Origin of the sequence: Nocardia sp. CA-084685, from assembly GCF_050955785.1 — a bacterium.
GTDB lineage: Bacteria > Actinomycetota > Actinomycetes > Mycobacteriales > Mycobacteriaceae > Nocardia.
In genome coordinates this window covers 8,187,284-8,210,957 of record NZ_CP192094.1, presented here as the reverse complement: position 1 = coordinate 8,210,957, position 23,674 = coordinate 8,187,284, and the positions used below count along the sequence as shown (strand labels likewise).

The window sequence follows — 23,674 nt, the reverse complement described above, 5'->3', positions numbered from 1 at the left end:
AGGGGGTCCACCGGGACGGCTGTGATACTCCCCAGGTGACAGTGACCAGTGCTCCGGCGTCCCTGCCCGAAACCACCCCACCCGATACGACGCCGCCTGATAAGAACCCGCCCGCACCCGCGACAGCGTTGCCACCGATACGGCCGTGGGAGCGCGCTGGGTTGGCGGTGCTACTGATCGCGACGGCGGTGGCCTATCTGTGGAATATCACCGTCAATGCCATGGGCAATGGCTTCTATGCCGCTGCGGCCTGGTCGGGTTCGCGGGACTGGAAGGCGCTGCTGTTCGGATCGCTGGATCCCGGGAATTTCATCACGGTCGACAAGCCGCCGGTATCGCAGTGGGTGATGGGACTTTCCGGTCAGCTGTTCGGTTTCAGCAGTGCGAGCATGCTGATACCGCAGGCGCTCATGGCCGTCGCGACGGTCGCGCTGATGTATGGCGCGGTGACCAGGGCGGCGCAGAGCCGTGGTGCGGGACTGCTCGCCGGTACCGTCTTCGCGGTGACCCCGGTGGTCGCGTTGATGTTCCGGTTCAATAATCCGGATGCGGTGATGGTCCTGCTCATGACGGCGGGCGCGTACTGCACGATCCGAGCGCTGCGGCAGGCGAGTGTGCGCTGGCTGATGCTGGCAGGTGTCGCGCTCGGCTTCGCATTCCTGGCGAAGATGCTCGAGGGATTGATGGTGTTGCCCGCATTGGGCATCGCTTATCTTGTCGTCGCGCCGACCAAGCTGCGCACCCGGCTGTGGCATCTGCTGGCCGCCGCGGCCGCGCTGGTCGTCTCGTCCGGCTGGTTTGTGCTGCTGACCATACTGTGGCCGGAATCCTCCCGGCCGTATCTGGCCGGATCGACGAATAACACCTTCATGGATCTGGTGCTCGGCTACAACGGCTTCGCCCGCTTCCTCGGCCGTAACCACAAGGGCGGCAATCGCTTCGAGCTCCCATCCGGTTACGAAATGCCGCACAACACCGGCGGCGGCGGACAGGGCTTCGGCGGTTTCGGTTCGGGCCCGGACCGGCTGTTCACCGGCGAAATCGGCTATGAGATCTCCTGGTTGCTGCCCGCGGCAATCCTCGCCTTCGTTCTGGTGCTGGCATCGCGGTGGCGCGCACCGCGCACCGATCTGGTCCGTGGCGCGGCATTGACCTTCGGCCTATGGCTGATCATCGACGGCATCGCCTTCTCCACCATGAAGGGCGGCATGCACGCCTACTACACCTTGGCGATCGGGCCCGCCGTGGCCGGGATGTTCGCACTCGGTGCGCACGAAATGTGGCGTCGCCGCGCCGAGTTATTCGGTCGAATGGGTTCCGGAGCACTAATTCTCACTGCCGGTTCATGGGCATTCGTTGTGCTGCAGCGGAATTCGGAGTGGCAGCCGTGGCTGCGCTGGACGATTATCGTGATCGCGGTGCTCGCGGCGGTCGGACTCGTTGTCGCATCGCTTCCGGTCGCGGGGCGGCGGCGCCTGCGGGACCGGGTGGTCTCGGTGCTGGTGATCGCTGGCGTCATCGCCGGTCTGGGTGGTTCGACGGCATATGCGGTGGCGACGCTGCCGCAGTCGCATACCGGCGGCGGGCCGACGGTCGGTCCGGCGAAGGCACGCAAGCCCGATTCCCAGCAGCAATCCCCGATGGGCCGGATCATGGGCGGCAACTTCGCGGAGCCGCAAGTGGTGCGCATGCTGAGCGACACCACGACCCGCTGGTCGGCGGCCGTTGACCGCTCCTCGACCGCGGCGACCCTCGAATTGGCCAGCCGCACAGCCGTTATCGCGATCGGCGGCTTCACCTCCGAGGATCCGGTGCCAACCATCGACCAGTTACAGGAACTCGTCCGCACCCACCAGGTCCGCTACTACCTGGCACAGGAGGTCCAACTGCCCGATTCCTGGCGAGTGCACGACCAAGGCGATACCGCGCCGGCCCCGGAAGGCGAGCCGTGGCGACCCATCGGCCACAAGGACATCGGCGACTGGGTCGCCGCGCACTACCAGGCAGTTCACATCGGCAATGTCGCGGTCTACGACCTTGCCGCGACACCGAACTGAGGAAACCGTCGCCCGGGGCTCCAATTCCGGTCGCCCACGGTGGATTACGGTCCTTGCCGGCCCCACTCGTACTCGGCGCCCGCCGGAGCGGCTCAGGTGCAGCGCTGGTCCGGCGAATCTCGACGGTTGATGGGAATGGAAGGAGTGAGTGTATAGTCACTCACATGAGTAGGCGCGGTGTCGTTCTTTCTACGTCGGAGATCCGGCGCGAGGCGGTGGTCGATGCCGCGATCGCCGCATTCGCGCAGACCGGATATCACGGGACGCCCATCAATACCGTTGCGGCGCGGGCGAATATCTCGCCCGCGTACGTATTCAAGCTGTTTCCCGGCAAGATCGCGCTCTTCGTCGCGGCATTGGACCGGTGCTACGAGCTCGTCGAGCGGGCGCTGGCCGCGGGTGCCGCGCGGGTCGACGGCGCCGCGCCCGACGCGATCCTGCACGAAATGGGCGGGGCGTATGCGGAGTTGATCGCCGATCGAAATCTGTTGCTGCTGCAGGTACACGCGCAGTCGGCGGTCGATATTCCGGAGGTCGCCGATGCGGTGCGTCGCGGGCTCGAGCGCGTGACAACCTTCGCGAAAACGCGCTCCGGCGCCGATGACGCGGCGGTGCAGCGCTTCATCGCATACGGCCAACTGTGTCATCTGATCACCACGCTGGAGCTCGACGGTCTCGATGCCGACTGGGCGCGAATGCTGAGTGCCGGTATTCGGCATGTCGACCCGACGAAATGACGATTATCTGAGGTTGTCGCTGCCCTGACGTCTGCCCCTGCGGGGGCACTTTTTTCAACCCAAAGGTGACTGTTCAGTCACTCACTGCGAAAGGTCGAACCCATGAACACCCTGGCAACCCAGATTCTGCTGCCCGGCCCTGTCGACCCGGCGGGCTTGCAGGTCACCCACCGCGAGCTGCCCGCCCCGGCCGATGGTCAGGCCATGATCGCCGTCGAGGCCAGCGGCGTCTCCTTCGCCGAACAGCAGATGCGCCGCGCGAAGTACTACGACCAGCCGCCGTTCCCGTTCGTGCCCGGCTATGACCTCGTCGGCACGGTGACCGCGATCGGACCCGGCGTCGATCCGGCATTGCTCGGCCGACGCGTCGCCGCCTTGACGAAGATCGGTGGTTGGTCGAGTCATATCGTGCTGGCGGCAGCCGAACTGGTTCCGGTGCCCGACGGCCTGGATCCCGCGGCGGCCGAAACCTTCGTCGTGAACGGCATTACGGCATGGCAGATGCTGCATCGCGTCGCCAAGGTCCGGGCAGGCCAGACCATTCTGGTGCACGGCGCCAACGGTGGTGTCGGCTCGACGCTGGTGCAGCTCGCCCGCCACGCGGGTATTCGGGTTATCGGCACGGCGTCGGCACGGCATGCCGAGGCCGTGACGGCGCTGGGCGCGGAGCCGGTCGACTACCGCGGCGATGTGGCTGCGCAGGTTCGAGCGCTGGCACCGGAGGGGGTCGACGCGGTCTTCGATCATGTCGGCGGTCCGGGGATCGTCGACTCGTTCCGTCTGCTCGCGCCGCACGGCACGCTGGTCTCCTATGGCACCGCGGCCACCAAGAATGATCCGGGTAACTCGCGTCTCCCGGTGCTCGCGCTGGTGGGCCGACTGATCTGGTGGAACGTGTTGCCCAACAGGCGAAATGCGCACTTCTTCAATATCTGGGCTGGTAAGCGCAACCGCACCCGGTTCCGCGCCGCGATCGCGGCGGATCTCGGCGCGGTATTCGAGTTGGCCGCGGCGGGCAGCTTGCGTGCACAAGTGGCCGCTCGTATTCCGTTGACCGAGGCCGCTCGTGCGATGGAACTCGCCGAATCCGGCTCCGTCACCGGCAAGGTCGTCCTCGTGTCTTGAAATCCAGGTCATGCCCCGGTTGTCGAACCGGGGCGAACGATCATCAGGACGGCGACCACCGCCCACAGCAGATTGAAAATGCCGGTGAGCATGGCCAATTGGGCGGTGGCGGGGATGGTTTGCGGGAGGGCGGCGAGGATACGGGATTGGTCGGGCAGGATCGCCAGCGCGAGGATTCCGGCGGCCACACCGGTCAGGGCAATGGATGCGATGAGCCAGATATCACTGAGGACACCGAGACTGGCGGCGGTGGCCAGCCCGAAGACCGGGACGGCGAGACCGATAGTGGCGTAGACGCGGCAGATGCGATGCAGGTTGCGTGCGACGGCCAAGCGGTGCGGGTCGGTCTGGACCTGGCGGACGGTGGCGGGGAACATGCTGGCCGCCACCGTTACCGGGCCGATGGCGATTATGGCCGCCAGAACATGCAGGGAAAGGAGAAGTTTCGTCACGGGCGGCGCTCAGATTGCGATGGCGGGGGTGCGGCCGGTATTGCGCCAGACGGTGCCGCGGCGCTCGTGAGCGAGGAGTTTTTCCACCGCATTCGCGATGCGCGGACCGAGTTCGCGTTCCAGCAAGTACAGGCCGAGGTCGAGGCCGGAGGTGACGCTGGCACCGGAGATCAGATCGCCGTCGTCGACCACGCGGGCATCGATGGCATTGACGCCCGTGGCGGTGAGGGTGTCCATTGCCATGCGATGGGTTGTCGCGGAACGCCCTGTGATCAGGCCGGCCATCGCGAGAAGCAATGACCCGCCGCAGACCGTGGCGACCGTCGTATCCGTGCGCTCGATTGCTTGCCGCAGTAGTGCGGGGAGATCGGTGCCGAGGCAGCGGGCCAGGATCATCGCAATGGTGTCCGGCCGTTGATCATTCGGCCCATCGGGCAGCTTGCCGACCGCGCCGGGGACCACGACGAGGTCCGCTCGATCCGGATCCAGTCGGGCGGTTGCCGCGAGCGAGATCGCAGGGATGCCGCTGGTCACCTGGCGCGGGCCCTCGGCGGAGACGAATTCGACCGTCGATTCGCCGTCGGTCATGAGTCGTCCGGCATCGAGCACCTCGAATGGCGCGATGACATCCAGCGGGTCGAATCCGTCGAATAGAACGAACTGGGCGAGCACCGTATCGGCTCCTTCATGTTGTCGGTGCTGCTGACGGTAATGATCGCCCGGCCACGCCGGAACTGGCGAAATTGCCAGAGGTCAACGGATTCTCGCCAATGGCGCTGATCTGCAGGGAACAGCAATGTCACAGGTCACACCAGTTGGCGGAAACCTGTCGTTCGCCTACGGTATCCGCATGCACACCGTGGCAGTCCTCGCACTGGACCAGGTCCTGCCCTTCGACCTCTCCACGCCGATCGAATCCTTCACCCGCAGCCGCCTACCCGACGGTCGTCCCGCCTACCGGGTCCGCGTCTGCGCAGCCACGCCGACGGTGGAAACCGAACTGTTCACCATCAAGGCTCGCTGGGGACTGGAAGCACTGGCCGAGGCCGACACGATCATCCTGCCCGGCTGTGCGGACCCCACCGTTGCGGTTCCCGACGAGGTCATCGAGGCGCTGCGCGCGGCCGCCGCCAATGGCACCCGCATCGCCTCGATCTGCGTAGGCGCATTCATCCTCGCCGCCACCGGTCGGCTCGACGGACTGCGTGCCACCACACACTGGCTCGCGGCCCCCACCCTCGCCGCCCGCTATCCCGCCATTGACGTCGACCCCGATGTGCTCTACGTCGACAATGGTCAATTCCTCACCTCCGCGGGCGCTGCCGCCGGAATCGACCTGTGCCTGCACATGATCCGACGCGATCACGGTTCCGCCGTGGCCGCCGACGCCGCCCGCCTAGCGGTCATGCCATTGGAACGTGAAGGGGGACAGGCGCAGTTCATCGTGCACGACCAGCCGCCGACACCGCAGGGTGCGTCGATGGAACCGCTGCTGCGCTGGCTGGAGGAGCACGCCGCGACCGCACTCACCCTGGAAGATGTTGCGATCCAAGCCGGTATGAGCTCACGCACCCTCAACCGCCGCTTTCGCGAACAGACCGGTACTACCCCGCTGCAATGGCTGCATCGCGCCCGCATTCGCCAGGCGCAATACCTGCTCGAAGCCACCGATCATCCGGTCGACCGCATCGCCGCCCAGGTCGGCTTCGGTTCACCCACCGCGTTCCGCGACCGCTTCAAACGGGTAGTCGGCACCAGCCCGCACAACTATCGAACCGCCTTCCAGAGCCGCTAGCTCAAATCGCCCTCGGCGCAGTGCGACGTGGCCCGCTGCCGCGCACCAGGTTGCCGACCGTCTGCTTCTACCCCTTCCCGCGGTGGTGATCGAAGCGCGGGACCGGCCGGAGCAAGTCGGAATCACCGACGGCGGTGCACATCTTCGTGCGACCCGATCGGATCATCGTCTGGCGCGCAGATCACGCCGCCGGACCCGGCCGCCGAGCTCACTCGTGCGTTCGCACAAGTGCTCGGCCGCACCGTCGGCTAGCCGACCTGCCTGTTTCGGATCACCATGTCGGGGGCACCTTATAGGCATCAGGCATAAGCACCCAGCCTGACACCGAAATGTGAGGTACGACCATGACAGCGGAAGGGCCGTGGGAAATTCCCCCGCTCGACGACGCTCCGGATATCGCCCGCGCGACCGAGCCCCGGCCGGGAATTACGTTGGCGGACGCCAGGAATTGGCCGGGATTCGTCCTGCTGATCATTGGCGGACTCGTCGCCGTCGCCGCCGCGGTCATCGGTGCGGTCGGCTTTCCCGGCACCGCATTCATTTTCGCGCTCGTCGCCATGGCAGCCTCCCTGACCGGCATCGCCCTCGTGCTCGTCGAGCGCCGCCGCCCGCAGCCGCGCACCCCGGACCAGCCCGCACCCTGGCAACCGACCGTCCCACCCGGCGCTTGAGTCATCCCCGACATAATTCCTCGGCGACCATTGCCGCCGTTGGCATCTGTCGAATTTCGGCGCTCAGTGCCGCGGCCGCGCGCCGGAAGCCAACTCATCGCCGACCAACTCCTGGATCGGCCGGTGCATCTGGTCGGCACCGATCAGCTTGCGTCAGTACGCTTTACACGCGTCCTGGGCGATGTTTTTGGTGGCGTTGAACTTATCGATCGCGGCATTGAGGGTATCGGTCGGCGCGCGCCGATCGAGTGTGTCGGCCAGGGCGTTGGTGTCGTCGCGGTAGCTGCGCAGCGGACCCGCGACGGCCAGCGGAACCTCGGAGGTCACCTTCGAGTCGATGGTGCGTGCGTTATTGCGCAGCGCGGTGACGGCGTCATTGGCCTTGGCGCTGGTCTCCGGATCGTTGATGCCCTTGGCATTGCTCGCGTCGATGTAGTCGTTGAAGGTGTGGATCGAGCTGCTGTTCGCGCTGGTGAAGGTGTCACACGCGGTGCCTGCCGCGCGGTCGGCCGCCGCGGCGCGGGAGGAGGATGCGGCCACCGATGATGCCGTGACCTCCGAGGCGTAGGCGGCCAGTTCGGTCTGGTTGACCTGCGCGCTGCCGTGGACCTGCTTCGAGCACGCGCCGATGGTCAGGACACCGACCGCGGTGGCCGCCGCCGCGGCGACAAGGCCGGTCCGCTCTAGTCCTCGCATCTCGGTTTCCCCTCTCCCCTCCGAACATCCGGCCGCTGGAGGCGCGTGGAAAGCCGGACGTAAAGACCGTACTTGTTCGCGACCGTCGACGTCAGCCGACCGAACCGATATCGATGACCAACCGATATCGAAATGCCGTAAAAGCACTGGTCAGGGACCACGCGGGGCGCGCGGGAACGCAATGGTCCCCGCGTGCTCCGCGACACCGCGTCAGCGCTGGCCGAGCAACCCGCGCATGGTGCCGATTTCGGCCTGCTGGGCGGCGATGATGGCGGTGGCGAGCGCCTTCGCATCCGGATTGATACCGCCGGCGAGTTCGGTGTTCGACATGGTGATCGCGCCGTTGTGATGCTCGATCATCATCTGCAGCCATTGCCGGTCGAAATCGCCGCCGGAAGTCGCTGCCAGCGCGTTCATCTGCTCGTTCGACATCATGCCCGGCATATTCGAGGTGGTTGGCATGGCGGTCATGGGCATCGATGGCATGCCGGGCATGTTCATGGTGCTGGTCGTGCTCGGCATCTGCATGCTGTGTCCGCCGTGCCCCGCAGCGCTCGGCGCGGGCTTGCCGAAGCTCTCCAGCAACGCGGTGATCTGCGCCATCTCCGGGGACTGCGCCTGTTCGATACCCGCGGCGAGGGTGCGCACCTGCTCGTTGCGGGTGCGGCTCGGGACCAGTCGCGCCATCTCGACCGCCTGCGCGTGGTGCGGGTACATCATCTGCAGGAAGGTCACGTCGGCGTCGTTGAAATCGCTTCGGGCAGCGGGCTTTCCGGAGGTGGCCGGACTCGAGGACGAGCCGTGATCCATACCGGAGTTGTCATTGCTACAACCTCCCGCGAAAAGCGCTGCGGCGGTGGTCGTTGCGGCAATGGCGATGGTGATTCGACTACGGGTGATGAACATGTCTGTGCTCCTGATGAATTGCGAATGAACGGTTTCGGACAGGCGGCAGCCGCGTCCGTGGTTACGGGCGCGGTGGGTCTGTCAGATCCGCAGAATCGACAATTCGGCCAGTGACAGCACGGTCCACGGTGGTGCGCGCTCGCGCATCGGCCGCCACAGGCGCGGTTTCGACACACCGCCACCCGGTCGATCGAGGGTGATCCAGCAGAGCAGGACGAGCATCAGGGCAACCGCGACACCGGTCAGGATGAAGACACAGGCGTGCATGCCGCCGTGTGCGTGGCCGCAACCGTCCTCGGTGCAGGCAGGTCCGGCGGTCGCGTCGTGGTCGACGGGCAGCGCCATGGTCGCCATCGTGTGATGGTCGTCGGCGGGCGCGACCGCGAAAACTCCGGCATGCATGGCGACAATGCCCGCGAGCAGCACCAAGACGCCGAGCACCCGGACGAGTCCGGTGGTGCGCGAAGGCGGCTGCGATTCGACCACAGCGTCATTCTAGAGAGCGCCGCGACGGCAAGCCGCAATACCCCTGGGCCGTATCGGGCACCGGCTAGGTATTCGCGATATCGATGAGCAGCCGAGTGGGATTGGTCAGTGTGCTGACCTCGAAGGCTGGTCGATCGGCATGCACCCCGACGAACGACTGAGTCGTGCCCTCGAATACGCCACTTCGGTACACCCCCGCGACTACCGGCGCGCTGGGATCGGTGGCCGGATCGGGACCCGAATACGGCGTCACACCATTGTCGAACGGATATGCCGACCCGGTGATCTTGACCTCCAGAATCGAGCGTCCCGCGACATCGATGACCTTGCCGCTGGCATCCTGGGTGGCCTGCCCGGTGTACTGCACGATCCAGCCGGGCGTGCCCGCGCCGCCGAGTTCGTAGACCACCCGATCGAAACCCGCGTGGTGCCCGATCCGGATATCGGTCACGGTCACGCCCGCGTCGCCGGACGCAGTCCCGCGCTTGGGCAGCGCATCCCGCGGCGCGGTATCGGGCGCATCGGTGAATGTGCCGGTCGTGTTCGGCGCGGCGGTCGTGGTGTTCGCGCTGGATCCGCCGTCGCCGCAGCCGACGAGCACCGTCGCCGCGGCGGCGACCAACAGCACCATCCTGTTACGCATGTGGCTGATGGTATTGGCCGCGCTCTGCGCCGTCGGGGATTTGCGATGACCCGGTGTTTGGCATCGGGGTGTCGCCGACATGCCGGGGTGGCCGCGATCCGTCGGCAACGATCTAGCACACTTGAGGTGTGGGAAATGTCGAGGACGTACTTGGCCGGCTGCGGCGGTATCCGGATGTGGAGGCACTGAACCTCTACGCCGTGGATGCCGCCGACCGGCTGATTCTCGACGTCGCCGCCGAGGCCATCGATGCCGCTGGCAGCGGCCGGATCGCGGTGATCGGTGACGCCTACGGTGCGCTCACCCTCGGCGCGATCGCCGGGCACGAGCTGCGCGACGTGCGGGTCCATCAGGACCTGCTCACCGGCGAACTCGCCTTGGCGAACAATGCCCGCGCGCTAGGTCTCGCGGATCGCTATGCCGGCCACGCGCTTTCCAAGGAGTTGCTCGCCGACGCCAAGGTCGTGCTGTTGCGATTACCGCGCATGCTCGCCGGACTTACCGAGGTCGCCGACGCCATCGCCCGCTATGCGGATCCGGAGGTGGTCGTATTCGCCGGCGGGCGCGACAAGTATCTGACCAAGGCAATGAACGACGTACTGGCCGAATCGTTCTCGCAGGTGCGCGCCAGCCGAGGTCGGCAGAAATCCCGCACGCTATTGGTCAGCGGGCCGAAACCCGTTGCCGCGCCGCCATTTCCGGTGTGCGAGCGAATCGACGATATCGATATCGACGTGGTCGCGCACGGCGCCGCATTCTCCGGCGCCAAATTGGATATCGGAACCCGATTCCTGTTGCAGCACTTCAAATGGATGAAACCCGATGCCCGCGACGCCATCGATCTCGGTTGCGGTACCGGAATTCTGGCGGTCGCGCTGGCCAAGGCGCGACCAGGCATCCGGGTGGTCGGCACCGATCAGTCCGCCGCCGCGGTGGCATCGGCACGGGCGACTGCCGAGGTCAACGAGGTCGCCGATCGGGTCACCGTGGTGCGCGACGACGCCATGTCCTCGGCCGCCGACAACAGCGCCGATCTGGTGCTGTGCAATCCGCCGTTCCACGTCGGTGCCGCCGTGCATACCGGTTCGGCGATAAAGATGTTCGCCGAAACCGGCCGGGTCCTGCGTCCCGGCGGCGAGCTGTGGACGGTTTACAACTCACATCTGAACTATCGCGGCGTGGTCCAGCGGATGGTGGGCCAGACCGAGGTAATCGGCCGCAATCGGAAATTCACGGTGACGCGATCCGTGCGTGGACTGCGCGACGTCCAGCGGTAGTAGAGTCCGATTTGTCCGTACCGAAAGGTCGCTCGGGAACTCGGCCGGGTCGATACACGTTGGACAACTAGTTGGATATCGAGCGACCGGCTCGCATGAGACGGCTCGGGACTGACGGCCACGGCAACGTGAGCCACGACTCCAGAAAGGCATTCACGGTGCGCACTACTAGCAATCCGGTTTTCAGACAGCTCCCTCGGCAAGAGGGCAGTGGCTATGCCAACTTCGGGTCAGGGGTGACGGGCGCGGGCCAGACGACCCAGCAGTACGGCCAGTACCCGCAGTACCCCCAGTATCAGCAGGCCCCGACCACCCGGGCCATGACCATCGACGATGTGGTCACCAAGACCGCCGTCACACTGGGTGTGCTCGCGTTGTCGGCGATCATCTCCTATGGCCTGACCAACGCGAACACCTCGCTGGCGCCGCTGTTCGTCATCGGCGGTGGTCTGGTCGGCTTCGTGCTGGTGCTGATCGCGACCTTCGCCAGGAAGATGGACAACCCGGTCATCGTGCTCTCGTACGCGGTCTTCGAGGGTCTGTTCGTCGGCGCGCTGTCGTTCATGTTCACCAATATCGAATTCGGTGGCGTCGGCGGCAGTGCCATGATCGCCCAGGCGGTGCTGGGCACCTTCGGCGTCTTCGCCGGCATGCTCGTGGTCTACAAGACCGGCGCGATCCGCGTGACCCCACGGTTCACCCGGATGATCTTCGGCGCGATGATCGGCATTCTGGTCCTGATCGTCGGCAATCTGATCGCCAGCTTCTTCATCGACGGCGGCCTCGGCCTGCGCGACGGTGGTCCGCTCGCCATCGTCTTCAGCCTGGTCGTTATCGCGGTCGCCGCCTTCAGCTTCCTGCTCGACTTCGACGCCGCCGACCAGCTCATCCGCGCCCAGGCTCCGGAGAAGGCCGCGTGGGGCGTCGCCCTCGGCCTGACTGTCACCCTGGTCTGGCTCTACATCGAAATCCTGCGCCTGCTGAGCTACTTCAATAACGACTAGCCCGATCAACACGAAGGCGGCCACCGGAATCCCGGTGGCCGCCGTTCGTTGCGGGAAAACTAGCTCAGGCGCTCGATGACCATGGCCATGCCCTGGCCGCCGCCGACACACATGGTCTCCAGGCCGAACTGCTTGTCGTGGGTCTGGAGGTTGTTGATGAGGGTGGCGGTGATGCGGGCGCCGGTCATGCCGAACGGGTGGCCGAGGGCGATGGCGCCACCGGACACGTTCAGCTTGTCGAGGTCCATGTTCAGCTCACGGGCGGAGCCGAGGACCTGGACGGCGAACGCCTCGTTGATCTCGTACAGGTCGAGGTCATCGATGGTCATCTTGGCGGTCTTCAGAGTCTTGCGGACCGCCTCGATCGGGCCGAGGCCCATGATCTCCGGGGACAGGCCCGACACGCCGGTGGCGACAATGCGCGCCAGCGGGGTCAAGCCCAACTCCTTGGCCTTGGTGTCGCTCATGACGACCAGCGCGGCAGCACCGTCGTTGAGCGGACAGGCGTTACCGGCGGTAATGGTGCCATCCGGGCGGAACACCGGCTTGAGCTGCGAGATCTTCTCGTAGGTCGTGCCGGCGCGCGGGCCGTCGTCGGTGGTGACGATGGTGCCGTCGGGCAGGGTCACCGGGGTGATCTCCCGCTCGAAGAAGCCGGACTTGATGGCCTCCTCGGCGCGGTTCTGCGAGCGCACGCCCCAATGGTCCTGATCTTCCCGACTGATGCCGGTGAACTGGGCGACGTTCTCCGCGGTCTGGCCCATGGCGATGTAGATGTCGGGCAGGATCCCGGTCGCACGCGGATCGGTCCACACGTCCGCGCCACCTTCGGCGCGCTTGGCGGTGCGGGCCTCGGCCTCGGCGAACTCCGGGTTGTGGGTGTCCGGCCAGCCGTCGGCGGTGCCCTTCGGGAAGCGCGATACGGTCTCGACCCCGGCGGAGATGAATGCATCGCCCTCGCCGGCCTTGATGGCGTGGAAGGCCATCCGAGTGGTCTGCAGCGAGGAAGAGCAGTAGCGGTTCAGGGTGACACCCGGCAGGGTGTCGTAGCCGAGTTGCACGGCCACGCTGCGGGCCATGTTGAAACCGCCCTCACCGGCGGGCTGGCCGCAGCCCAGGATCAGATCGTCGATCTGGGTTGGGTCGAGCGCGGGAACCTTGTCCAGAGCCGCGCGGACCATCTGGGCCGCGAGGTCGTCCGGCCGCATGCTCACCAGCGAGCCCTTTCCGGCGCGGCCGATCGGCGAGCGAGCATAGGAAACGATGACGGCCTCAGGCATGAGGACTCCTTTGTTGGACGGTCAGGGCGCGCCAGGACTGTGTCCGAAACGCGGTCTTCGAACCGTTTGTTACTTGTGCGTTCGATTCGAATCTACGTCGCGTCCTGGTGGGCGGGAACCCGGGGTCGCCTCCGCGAGCGCCGCGATCAGCACCGGCAGCAACAGCGCCGCCGCCAGTTCGTAGCCTGCGGCCGATGGGTGGAATCCGTCCTCGGAGAACAGCTGCTCGGGTGCGGCCCGGAACTCCGAGGCGAGCCGATCGCCCATTGCCACCGGGATGCCACCGGCCACCCTAGTCGCGACGAATTGAGCCCGGGCCAAGCGGACGCTCCAGTTTCGCACCACGGTCCGCAGTGGCTGCGGGATTGCCGCGACAGTGCCGAGATTCGGACAAGTACCGACCACCACGATGCTGTCGGCACGGCGCAGCCGGGCCACCGCGGCGGCGAGCCGACGCGCGGAGGCGCGGATGGAGTGCTTCTTGGTGACGTCGTTGGCGCCGATGAGGATGACCGCGGCATCCGGCGGCGGCCCGGCGATGAACATGGCGTCGACCTGTCCGGACAGACCCTTCGAGGTCGCGCCGGATATGGCCTTGGTACTCAACCGGATTCGCTGTCCGGTGGCCTCGGCGAGGCCGCGGGCGATGCGCACGCCAAGAACTTCCTCGGATGATGTGCAGCCGACCCCGGCGGCGGTCGAATCGCCGAAGACCATCAGATGCACGTCGGCATGCAGCCCGGTGCGCCACGGCTGTGGCGCCAGGCAGCCCGCGGTGTAGATGCCGTCGGCCTCGGGCGGTTTCGAGGTATCGCGCCCGATGACCCCGCGCGCGACCCCCGCCTGTGCCATCAGCAGTCGATAGGTTGCCCACCATGCGGTCCCGGCGCCGGAACCGGCCAATACAGTTGCGGCACCGGTCACGGTCGCGGTCTTCCATGCTCCCCCGCCTCCCCGCGCCTTTTGCCGGTCGTCGGAAGTCACGGCAGTCGCGTTCCGGGCTGGCGGTTCGGTGCGCCAGAGTTTATGGGCGTAGCTTCCCCGCCTCCCCGGGGCTTTTGCCGACTGGTTGGTGGTGGCGCGGGTTTCGTCGCGGGCTGATGGTTCAACGCGCCACAGCTCTTGGGCGCACCCGAGGAGTTACCAGTGTGCTCTCTGAACGTATAGCCACTGGTCATGGTGCCGACAGTACCGTGTGTTCTGTGGCCAATTGCTATCGAGTCGTTAAGGATTCGGCTGACGTGTGTGTAGGGCTGTGCTGAATGACGCGGTGTGTTGGACTGGCCTAGTCGGGCGGGGGGCCAGCGGTAGGACGAGTCTGATAGCAGGGCAGTTCGACTCTGGTGCGATCTTCGCCGCAGCCGAATCGGGTTGCCCGACTTTTTCGTGATAGCGGTTCGCGGGTCGCGCGCACAAGATTTCGGACACAGGGGGTATCTACGGGCATACATTCCGGCGGAGCGTGACCGCGCCGAATCTTCCGACTTCCCCCTCCTGGGAAGTTTGCGTCGGAGATGCCAAGATTTGGGGAGGAATGCACACGATGAGGATCGGTGGAAGCGGACTGTGAGCGACAAGAACGGGAATCCGGACAAGGCCGACCACGGTGACGAGGCGCCCGATGTCGGGTTCAGTTTGTCTCCGGACGGCACAGCCGAACCCGAGGGCGTCGCTGCGGCAAGTGAGGATTCCGGCGCCGAGAGCCGGGATCGGGAACTGGCCCGCGAGATCGCCGATGCGCTGGGCGAGGCCGGCCCGTCCGGATGGCAGCAGCTCGACGCGGTTTTCGTACTGACCACCACCACCGGGGTTGCCGAGGTCGTCTACAGCGGAGCCGGCCGGACGATGCGGACCGAACCGGCCGCACCGGTGCTGGAGCGCGCGCGTGAGCATCGGGCACTGGTCGCCGAACTCGACGGTGAGCCGTGGTGGCGCCTGCTGGTGCGGTTGAGCGCCGAGGGTGAGTTCGAAGTCGACTACGACTTCGGCGACGAGCCTTTCCCGGACGGCCAGCTGTTCGATCCCGAGGCCTATCGCGCCGATCTGGAGGAGTATCCGCGCGAAACGCTGCCGGTGTGGCTCGCGGCATATATCGGTCACGACAACCGTCAGACCAGAACCCCACAGGACGCAGCCGCCGCCGCACGGGCGGATAAGGCCGCGAAGGTGTGGCCGGTCCTGGCGGAGAACGAATTCCCCGACTTCCCGGAGATGTGGGCGCGGTGGGCAGTCGTCTCCGCGGCATTCGTGGCCGCCGGATCCGACTGGGGCCCAAGGGTCCTGCCGGCGATGGGATGGTTCGAGAGCTCGCGCCGCGGTGGTAGCACGCTGTACTCGCTGCCGGGTGGCAGGGCGGTGCTCTCCGGTGGTGTGTGGGAGTCCCCGAACTTGGATGCCGCCTACAACGACGGTGTCGATATGCCGAAATTCTATGCGGGCGCGCCGGAATGGGTTGCCAATCCGGTGTTGAATCCACGCGCGGCGACCGGGCTGATGTCGTTCGTCTACTGGTGGGAAGGTGGCCGCTGGTATCGGGGCGAATCCCCGTCCGCGGAGCAGTGCGCCACCGCGGTGCCCGGCGTGTGGACCGCGAACACCGCGGTCGGCATCGTCGCCGGACTGGCCGCGCAGCCGCCGAGCGCCGAACAGCGTTCCGCCGCAGCGGCTTTGATCGCGGCCGCCGAAGTCGGTGTGGTCACCCGGGAGACCGTGGAGAACCTGTTCGACGACGACCGCTTCGATATCGACGGTGCGATGTACCAGCTGACGCTGGCCGGTGTCGTCGCGTCGCTGCCCGAGCAGATGCCGGAGGAAGAGGCGATCTTCCGAGTGCGCACGTACATCGAGGGACGCGGTCTCGACACGTCGGGATACCCCCTGGATCAGCTGACCGCCGACCGATTCAGTTGCGGCTGGATGGTGTACGTACCGGTGCCGCGCGGTGAGATCGCGATCGGCCGCGCCATCTTCTACATCGCGGACGACGGCGTGCTGGAGCATTCGTCCTCGTCGGTCGCTCCGACCACGTTCGTGAAGGGGTTCGAGCAGCGTTTCCAGGAACGACAGGGCGCGTCGGCGTAAGGCCGGTTTCGCTGCGACGGTGTGATGGACAGGGGACGGCATGGATGACGACAGGTTGAAAGTCGAATCCGACAATATGCGTAATTTGTCGGGTGATTTGACGGAGCTCGCGGGCAAGATTCGCGCGGTGATGAATAACCTCGAATCGGCAACAGAGCCGCTCATGGATCGGCCTGTCTGTGGGACGCATGAGCCGGGCGAGAATTTCCAGAAGGATTACGGCTCACAGCGCGATGCCATTCAGGATGTCGGCACCTCCTATGTGCGGATTCTGGAAGGCGACTTCGCTACCAACTTCGACGAGGGCGCAAAGCTGCTCGACAAGATGGAAGGCAAGAACAAGGCAGAGATCGACAAGATCATGAGGAGTTATAAAGCGTGAGCGCCGCTGATGAAGACCTATTGGCGGAGATGATGCAGACCGTCCAGGCGAATATGGCATCGCTTCGCGACGCGTATGAACAGCGCGCCCAGCTCACCGGGACCGGAACGGCCGCCGACAAGCAGGTTACCGTCGTGGTGAACGCGGACGGCGTCGTGATCGAAACACGGATGGACGACGAGATCACCGAACTGTCCCCGGAGGAGATCGCCGGGGCCGTGACGAAGGCGGCACAGCAGGCATTCGCCGAGATGAAGCGCAAAACCGAGGAATTGGTCGCGCCGATGCGGGAACGCAATGCCGGAATGCCGAAACTCTCCGATCTGCTGCCCGGCATTCCGGACGAACTGAACAGCCTCCCCACCCCCATCGCAGCACCGACGACGCCACGGGCTTCGGTCGAACGTGAGGAGCCCGGCGCCGCGCGCCGGAGCACTCGCGGCGCCGGGCCGGAGGTCACCCAACCGGGCTGGTAGGGATAGCTGTGATTCCGGACGGCCTCAGGCTGTTCATAGATATTTTCGGTGGCGTCGCGCCCAGTAAGGATCCCTGGACGTGGGATCTCGACGGCGTCGCCGAAGTCGGCAACCACTACGGCGCGGCTGCTGATTCCCTGACCGAACTCCTTCCCGAGTTCGAGCGGGTTATCAGGCAGACCAAAGGGTGGTATGAGGGGCACGGCGGCGAAAAGGCCGCCGAATCACTGGGAAAGCTCACCGACGGTAAGTACTCGATTCACCATCTCATCGATGCGATGAATGCGGTGCCCGAGTTCACTTCCAATAGCAACTCGGCCATTGTCGGCGACCGTATGACCGAAAGCTTGTTCGCCGCGTGGGGTCTTTTCGAATTCGAGAAGCTCGCCGTCGAATTGGCGGCATCCGGGGGAGTGCTGTCGGGTTTTGTGGCGGCCCAGGAGGCGGTGATCATCGCCATCGGGCGGTACACCTTCGCCGTGGCCCGCAGGCGCATGATGGAGCGAATCGGCCAGCAAGCCGCGCGGATGCTCGGCAAGCAACTGTTGTTGCGTGGGATCGGCCGGATGGGGATGGAGGGTCTCGAGAAATTCGTCGAGCTCGCGTTCACCGGGCTCGGCTCGGGGCTGAAGCTGGCCGGTGTCGGCGCGGGGCTCACCGGCGCGGTCCAGCTGGCGTCCGGTCAGGACCTCGATCTGGCCAAGATCGGTGATGCGGCGCTGGCGTGGGGCGTCGGCGGTGTGGCGGGGCATGCGGCCGGCGGGTTCTTCGGCCCTGCGGCTACCCGAATCGGCTTGGGCCGCATGGCGCCGATGGTGACCGGTTTTACGGCGGGTTTGACGACCGCCGTGGCCATCGGGGCGCTGCACAGCCAGTGGGACATGTTCTCCCTCGGCTACATGGGTGTTCTGGGTGCGGCGGGCGGTGCCCGAGGCGGTTTGGCCACCAGCCGGCACGCCGAAACCGGTGCGGTCCCGCTGGATTTGGCAGGAAAGACGGAGCTGGCCCAGCTCAACCGGCAGATCCAGGCCGACCTCGCCATTTCCGACGGCCTGCCGACCCACGACTTCACCGAGAAGGTCGACGCCGCGGTCGCGCACAACGATGTGGCGACCATGAGAGCCCTGCAATATCAGGCATACACTCACTCGGTCCGGTCCCCCAGTGATGGTGTCATCGTCGTGGAGTCCGGGGCGGCAACGGAATCGGCCGGCGCGCACGCGCCCACTGTCGATTTCCTCGGCTCGAAAATACCGGCCGCGCACGAACCCGCGGCAGGGTCTTCGGCTCCGCAGGCCACCGGCAGCGGGGCAGAGGCGACACGCAGCGCACCGGCCGCCGATACCGGGACAACTACGCGGCCGACCCCACGGGCGGGGACGGCGACCGGCCCCGACCAGGCCGCCGGTCGCAGCGCGAGCAACGGTGCGAGCCCTGAGCCGAGGGCGGGGGCCGCCGGGGCGGAGCGGGGAACCGGCAGCGTGGACGCCGGGGCGAAGGCGGAAGCCGCCACTCCCAGGGGAAGCGCCGAGCGCGGGACCGCTGCCGGTCCGGATGCCGGGGTGAAGCCGGAGGCCGCCACTCCGAAGGGAAGCGCCGAGCGGGGGGCTGCCGCGCCGGAAGCGGGCGTGAGGCAGGAAGCCGGCAGCCCGAAGACCGAGGCCGAGCGGGGGACCGCGGCGCCGGAGGCGGGTGCGAAAGACGGTACCGTCGCGCCGGAAGCGGGGGTCAAGCCGGAACCCGATGCGCCGCAGTCACATTCGGAGTCCCAGCCGGGTGAGCACACACCTTCGGGGGGACTGCGGCGCCGGTTGCGTGCGTTGTCGCGGATCCTCACCGAGCGCATACAGTCCGAGGCCGCGCTGCGTGCGCGGATGGATGTGCTGGCGCCCGAGCCGCCGGGGGCACCCGAGCGTCCGGCGGCGGAGCGGTTCCAGGAGTGGGTGGATGCGGAACGCGCCCGGCTGGAGCGTGTCGGGACCGAGGCGCAGGCGCAGCAGGCGCGCAGGATGCTGGACAGGATGGTCGCCGAATTCGGCGACCATCAGAAGCTGGTGGCCGAGTCGGAGGTCCGGCAGGACACGGCGAAAACATACGCTCGCGACGAGGTACTCGCGTCGCTGGGCCTCAAGCCGGACGCGGTGGATGCGCAGGGATGGATCAAGGTCGGCTCCGAGGATCTGGTGCACCACTACGTCAAGGTCGATCTTGTCGCTCACGCCGATGCCCAGGGTGGGTTGCGGTTCGGGGTGCAGCTCAACGAGTTCGACGTACTCAACGTCGAGGCGTACAACGCCGCTAGGCAGCCGCGTACCGAGGTCGAGACCGAGTATCGGGACCATGTGCGCGCCCGGGTCGGCGAGCGAACCGCCGAGCTGCGCAGTGAGTCCGAGCTGCGGCAGCGGCAGCTGCGGGCCCGGACACGTGACCTGGTCACGCAGGTGCGGGCCGAACTGCGTGACCGTGTGCGTGACCTGAATAACGCTGCGCAGCAAGATATTGCGCAGGAACGCTCGAGGGTGGCCGCAGCGGATAGCCGGCTCGATGCAGCCAAGCAGCGGCTCGACGCAGCGAAGCAGCAGCTCGAGGTAGCGAAGCAGCGGCTCGAGGTAGCGCAGGAGGGGCTTCGCGACGCCGCTCTGGTGGAGACGCAGGAGGCACGGGCCGCGGTTGCGCAGGCACGGACCGCGGTTGCGGAAGGCCGGACCGCTATTGCGGAGGCCCGGACGACGGTTCGGGAGGCCACGGCGGAGGCCAGGGCGACCGTGCGGGAAGCCGGGGCGAAGGTCGAGCAGCTGCGGGCTGAGTTACGTGCGCAGGTCGAGGCCGAGCGCGCGCGGGCGGAGACAGCGATCACCACGGAACGCGAGAAGCTGGCCGAGGAGATCGCTACCGAGCGCACCGAGACAGCGCGGGCCATAGCTGCCGAGCGGATAGCCGTCATCGAAGCGTTTCACCGCGAACGGGTGGACGCGTTGGAGTCACGGCAGCGTATGGAGGAGGCGCGGGCCGAGTCGAGGCGGCGGATCGCCGACCTGCGGGCGCAGGCGCGAGAACGTCTGGTGCGGTTGTGGGAGCAGGCGCGGGAGGCGGAAACCGGGACGGCGCGGCAGCAGGCTCGGGAGGAGATCGCACAGGTCCAGGATGCGCTGGCGCGGGAGGTGGCTCGCGAGCGTGCGGCGTTGGTGCGGGAAATTCAGGCGCTGCGTCCGGAGTTCCTGCGGGATGTCGCGCGGGAACGCATTATCGCGCAGGAAGCCATCGTGTCCGAGTTGGTGGCGGAGGCGCGGGCATCCTCGGGCGACCGTAAGACGGCCGTCGAGAACGCGGGGCGCGGGCTCGCGAAGTGCCACGAGGCATTGTTGGACCCGCACGCGCCGGACATGTTCGGCATCAGGACCGCGTCCCATGAAGTGCTGCACCACATGTTGCAGCACGGCACCCCGGTCGAGCAGCGGATGGCGGCGGCGGAAATTCTGCGCCGCAACAGCGTGTCGGAGAAGATCCCGGACGGGAAGTCACTGCGCTGGACGCAGTTCGCGGCGGGGGAAGCCATGCCCCACGGCCCGGTGAACCAGGACGCCGGCGAGGGCAAGTCGATGATGTACCACGCCTTCGTGGCCCGGCTCGCCGGCGAGCGGGGATCGGTGCAGTACCTCACCAGGGACAACCTCGTCGCGCGCGAGTTCGAAGAGCTGGTGGAGGCGTGGGGCCCCCTCGGGTACAAGGTGATTCGCATCAATCCAGACCAGGTGATGCCGGAGCCGGTCCCGGGCGAGCCGACGATCTATATCGGCTCGGTCGGCGATGTCATTGTGAGCCGGTTGCGCGGTCATCCGGTGCCGGGCCGGCACGCGGTGATCGACGAGATCGACGAGGCAGCCCACTATGCCGACACGAATTACATTATTTCCGAGGGTGTTCGCCAGCTGGCCCCGGCGAACGTCCGAGCGGAGGTCATTGCCGCACGCGACTTCTTGGACAACGTTTTCGGCAGGAAGAAGCTGTTTGTCAACGGGCGACGGATCGATAACCCGCTCCGGGGGCTGTTGACACATGAGGATTTCGGCCGCACACGTTTCCAGCGGAACGGTCCGGCACGGCTGACCGAGGGCGGCCTTGCCAAGATCGAGGCGGAGCTCGGGCGGGAGATGACCGCCCAGGAGATCCACCGGCTGAACAATGCCGCCGCCGCCCGCTGGGAGATGGTGCGGGGCAAGCACTACATCGTCAGCAAAGAGCGATTCACGCTGGATGAAAACGGCCAGCGGGTCACGCGTGGCGGCGACATCGTGATCATCGACCAGGTCGCCCACAAGTTGATGATGGATAAAGGCGTCACGAACGAGAGCCGGTGGAACAACGGTCTCGCGCAGGCGCTGGAAGCGCGGCATCGCATGGAGATCCGCGCCGACTCGGACCACTCGATCAGCCTGAGCTTCTCGGAGACGTTCATCCGGGAGAACTACGACCTGGTCACCGGCGCGTCCGGCACTGCTTGGTATGTCGCGGAGCCGTTGCAGAAACTCGGCATGGGCGAGACCACCCCGATCGACCGCTTCAGCAAATCCAAGCTGGTTTTCAAAGACATCTCCGGCCAGACGTACACAGACCGACTGTGCACGACCTTCTCGAGCACCGATGCCGAACGGCTCTACGCGATCACCGACGAAGTCGGCGTCGTGCACGATACCGGGCAGCCGATTGTCGTCCTGACCCACGACAACAACCTCGTCCGAAGTCTGTCGCGCCTGCTCGATCGCCAGCAGCTCGAGCACGTCATGGTCAATGCCGAACAGATTCTTGCCTGGGAGAAGGAGAGCCCGGGCAGCTCCGAGGCGAAGCTGGCGGAGATCTACGCCGAGGCGGGCCGCGAGGACAAGATCCTCCTCATCAACATGCAGGGTGCGCGTGGTGTCGATATCACGCCCACCCCCGCCGCGTTGATGCGTGGTGGCATGCACGTGATCATCACCGAGCACTCCGAGATCGCCGCCATCGACATCCAGGCGATGTACCGTGCCGCCCGCAGCGGTCAACCCGGTAGCGCCAGCTTCCACTCGCTGCGCGGCTCCGATCTCTTCAGCAACGTTCCGACCGACCACAAGATAGCGGTCGTCGTCGAGCGCTGGAAAACCGCCGAAGATCCGCTCGAGATGGCCACTTTCGAAGCACAGATCCGGGAGGCGATCCCGGAACTGCAACGCGTCGCGGAGGCGCGCAGGCAGCTGGTCGGCGCGGCCGCCAATGCGGCCATGCCCGGCCAGCCGGCCTTTGTCGGTGGGGCGGCCGAATATCTCGGGGGGCCGGGCCTCAACGGCGGAGTTCCGCAGGGGCTGGTCCAGCCGGCGGGGCCGGCGCAAGGCGGGGCTCAGCAGCCGGGTTCGGGGCAAGGGACGGCTCAGCCGTCGGGTCCAGCGCCGGGTGCGGTTCAGCCGGCGGGGCCGGGGCAGCCGTCGGGTCCGGCGCAAAGCGGGGGTCAGCAAACGGGGCAAGGGCCGGCTCAGCAGCCTGCTGCGACGGAAGGTGCCGGTCAGCCTGCTGCGACGGAAGGTGCGGGTCAGCCTGCTGCGACGGAAGGTGCCGGTCAGCCTGCCGCGGCGCAAGGCGCGGGTCAGCCCGCCGCGGCGCAGGATGGCGCTCAGCAGCCGGCTGCCACACAGACCCCTGTCGGGTCGGAGGCAGGCGGCCGCGCCGGAACGCCGGAACAAGGTTCTGCCACCCAGCCTTCCGGCGCGAGGGGGAGTGAGCAGCCCGCAGGTCAACCCGGCGCCACGGCTGCCGCGCAACCGTCTGCGAACAAATCCGGGGCCGACGCCGGCCCGCCGACGGCCGCGGTCCGATCCGACGCCGAGACCTCCGATGACGAGAGTTCCAGCAGCGGGCCGGATGCCGCGGCTTCCGAGGCGGAGCCCGCCGCGATGTTCGCCGGCCTGGCGAATGGCTGGGCCCCGGCGCAACAGCCGGCGACCACGCTCGATTCGCCACAGATGCAAAGGCGGATACAAAAAGACACTCAGACGCTGCAGTCCGTGCGACGGCGGTATGCGCTCGAGTTGCAGGCCCTGCGGAGACGTGCCCTGTGGGCGGGTCTGGACCCGACCGGGATGGATGCGCAGCAGATGGCGGCGGCCTGCGAAGCCTGGCTGCGGCCACAGATCGAGCAGTTTCTCGGCGAACTCCAGGGCGAATTGGCCGTGCCGGGCGAGCTCGGCGAGGGCATCGCCGGACTGCAGGCCGCGATCACCCAGGTCGTACTCCGATGTGGGTTCTTGCGGTCGGAGGCTACGAACCGGGGAGAAGTGCCATCCGGCGAGGTTTTGGCGGCGGAGCTGCAATCTGCCCAGTTCGCAGCGGATCTGAACGAGTTCGCCCAGGAGGTCTCGGGCATCGCGACTGCCGAGCGGCGGGCCGGACAGCTGCTGGGCCGGATGACGCAGGTTGCCACGGAGCATGTGCTCGGCACGCTCATCGCCGGGCCCGCCATGCCGCTCGGCGACGGCATGCAGCTACTTCTCGATGACAAAGTGGTGGTTGTCGCCGGACCACGTCCGGATCTGTTGGCGCAGCAGCTGCAGCCGTGGATGAAGGCGCGTTACCGGGTCG

General features: G+C 66.7%; 19 protein-coding genes (1 of these 19 only partly in view). 11 read left to right on the top strand and 8 right to left on the bottom strand.

From position 1 onward, the window contains the following. The first annotated feature begins 35 nt into the window (after window positions 1–35). From ACQP2U_RS36215 to ACQP2U_RS36205, 3 genes are all read left to right on the top strand, one after another. Complete coding sequence (locus ACQP2U_RS36215; RefSeq protein WP_433711650.1) at window positions 36–2,057, top strand: ArnT family glycosyltransferase; 2,022 nt, start codon at window positions 36–38, stop codon at window positions 2,055–2,057. Between the two features lie 164 nt (window positions 2,058–2,221). After that, window positions 2,222–2,794: a TetR/AcrR family transcriptional regulator gene (locus ACQP2U_RS36210; protein WP_397037073.1), complete on the top strand. Its 573-nt coding sequence runs from the start codon at window positions 2,222–2,224 to the stop codon at window positions 2,792–2,794. A gap of 102 nt (window positions 2,795–2,896) precedes the next feature. After that, window positions 2,897–3,919 carry a medium chain dehydrogenase/reductase family protein gene (locus ACQP2U_RS36205; protein ID WP_433711649.1) on the top strand — a complete coding sequence of 341 codons (1,023 nt, stop codon included), beginning with the start codon at window positions 2,897–2,899 and terminating at the stop codon, window positions 3,917–3,919. A gap of 8 nt (window positions 3,920–3,927) precedes the next feature. On the opposite strand, the gene ACQP2U_RS36200 is transcribed toward ACQP2U_RS36205, so the two are convergent. Next, window positions 3,928–4,371, bottom strand: coding sequence for a hypothetical protein (locus ACQP2U_RS36200; RefSeq protein WP_433711648.1), 444 nt, complete (start codon window positions 4,369–4,371; stop codon window positions 3,928–3,930). Window positions 4,372–4,380: 9 nt separating this feature from the next. Beyond that, window positions 4,381–5,043: a DJ-1/PfpI family protein gene (locus ACQP2U_RS36195; protein ID WP_433711647.1), complete on the bottom strand. Its 663-nt coding sequence runs from the start codon at window positions 5,041–5,043 to the stop codon at window positions 4,381–4,383. 178 nt (window positions 5,044–5,221) lie between these two features. On the opposite strand from ACQP2U_RS36195, the gene ACQP2U_RS36190 reads away from it, so the two are divergent. Next, window positions 5,222–6,166 (top strand): GlxA family transcriptional regulator, encoded by a 945-nt coding sequence (locus ACQP2U_RS36190; protein WP_433716700.1) that lies wholly within the window; start codon window positions 5,222–5,224, stop codon window positions 6,164–6,166. 344 nt (window positions 6,167–6,510) lie between these two features. Further along, on the top strand, window positions 6,511–6,837 hold the full coding sequence (locus tag ACQP2U_RS36185) for a hypothetical protein (RefSeq protein WP_433711646.1): 327 nt from the start codon (window positions 6,511–6,513) through the stop codon (window positions 6,835–6,837). Between the two features lie 153 nt (window positions 6,838–6,990). On the opposite strand, the gene ACQP2U_RS36180 is transcribed toward ACQP2U_RS36185, so the two are convergent. The 4 genes from ACQP2U_RS36180 to ACQP2U_RS36165 all read right to left on the bottom strand — a co-directional run bounded on the left by ACQP2U_RS36180 (window position 6,991) and on the right by ACQP2U_RS36165 (window position 9,568). After that, complete coding sequence (locus ACQP2U_RS36180; protein ID WP_433711645.1) at window positions 6,991–7,533, bottom strand: hypothetical protein; 543 nt, start codon at window positions 7,531–7,533, stop codon at window positions 6,991–6,993. Between the two features lie 210 nt (window positions 7,534–7,743). Further along, entirely contained in the window at window positions 7,744–8,439 is a 696-nt protein-coding gene (locus tag ACQP2U_RS36175) for a DUF305 domain-containing protein (RefSeq protein WP_433711644.1), read from the bottom strand. Between the two features lie 81 nt (window positions 8,440–8,520). Next, complete coding sequence (locus ACQP2U_RS36170) at window positions 8,521–8,925, bottom strand: DUF6153 family protein (RefSeq protein ID WP_433711643.1); 405 nt, start codon at window positions 8,923–8,925, stop codon at window positions 8,521–8,523. A gap of 64 nt (window positions 8,926–8,989) precedes the next feature. Beyond that, window positions 8,990–9,568: an AMIN-like domain-containing (lipo)protein gene (locus ACQP2U_RS36165; RefSeq protein WP_433711642.1), complete on the bottom strand. Its 579-nt coding sequence runs from the start codon at window positions 9,566–9,568 to the stop codon at window positions 8,990–8,992. Window positions 9,569–9,696: 128 nt separating this feature from the next. Between ACQP2U_RS36165 and ACQP2U_RS36160 the strand changes: the two genes are divergently transcribed. Further along, the gene (locus tag ACQP2U_RS36160; RefSeq protein ID WP_433711641.1) at window positions 9,697–10,845 is read left to right on the top strand and encodes a class I SAM-dependent methyltransferase; all 1,149 of its coding nucleotides are present in this window, start codon (window positions 9,697–9,699) and stop codon (window positions 10,843–10,845) included. A 158-nt stretch (window positions 10,846–11,003) separates the two neighbouring features. After that, entirely contained in the window at window positions 11,004–11,849 is an 846-nt protein-coding gene (locus ACQP2U_RS36155) for a Bax inhibitor-1/YccA family protein (protein WP_433711640.1), read from the top strand. A gap of 59 nt (window positions 11,850–11,908) precedes the next feature. Here ACQP2U_RS36155 and ACQP2U_RS36150 read toward each other — a convergent pair whose 3' ends face one another. Both ACQP2U_RS36150 and ACQP2U_RS36145 read right to left on the bottom strand, forming a co-directional pair. Then, on the bottom strand, window positions 11,909–13,129 hold the full coding sequence (locus ACQP2U_RS36150) for an acetyl-CoA C-acetyltransferase (RefSeq protein WP_433711639.1): 1,221 nt from the start codon (window positions 13,127–13,129) through the stop codon (window positions 11,909–11,911). A gap of 69 nt (window positions 13,130–13,198) precedes the next feature. Further along, the gene (locus tag ACQP2U_RS36145) at window positions 13,199–14,053 is read right to left on the bottom strand and encodes an SGNH/GDSL hydrolase family protein (protein ID WP_433711638.1); all 855 of its coding nucleotides are present in this window, start codon (window positions 14,051–14,053) and stop codon (window positions 13,199–13,201) included. Between the two features lie 642 nt (window positions 14,054–14,695). Here ACQP2U_RS36145 and ACQP2U_RS36140 point away from each other — a divergent pair. The 4 genes in view from ACQP2U_RS36140 to ACQP2U_RS36125 are tightly spaced (at most 40 nt apart) and all read left to right on the top strand, a layout consistent with a single transcriptional unit that may run on beyond the window. After that, window positions 14,696–16,210 (top strand): hypothetical protein, encoded by a 1,515-nt coding sequence (locus ACQP2U_RS36140; RefSeq protein ID WP_433711637.1) that lies wholly within the window; start codon window positions 14,696–14,698, stop codon window positions 16,208–16,210. 40 nt (window positions 16,211–16,250) lie between these two features. Next, the gene (locus tag ACQP2U_RS36135) at window positions 16,251–16,592 is read left to right on the top strand and encodes a hypothetical protein (protein WP_433711636.1); all 342 of its coding nucleotides are present in this window, start codon (window positions 16,251–16,253) and stop codon (window positions 16,590–16,592) included. Continuing rightward, window positions 16,589–17,068 carry a YbaB/EbfC family nucleoid-associated protein gene (locus tag ACQP2U_RS36130; protein WP_433711635.1) on the top strand — a complete coding sequence of 160 codons (480 nt, stop codon included), beginning with the start codon at window positions 16,589–16,591 and terminating at the stop codon, window positions 17,066–17,068. Before ACQP2U_RS36135 ends, ACQP2U_RS36130 begins: the two co-directional genes overlap by 4 nt. Window positions 17,069–17,076: 8 nt before the next feature. Next, on the top strand, window positions 17,077–23,674 hold the 5' portion of the coding sequence (locus ACQP2U_RS36125) for a LacI family DNA-binding transcriptional regulator (RefSeq protein WP_433711634.1). 94,046 nt of this gene lie beyond the right edge of the window; the window shows 6,598 of its 100,644 coding nt (coding positions 1–6,598); the start codon lies at window positions 17,077–17,079; the stop codon falls past the right edge of the window.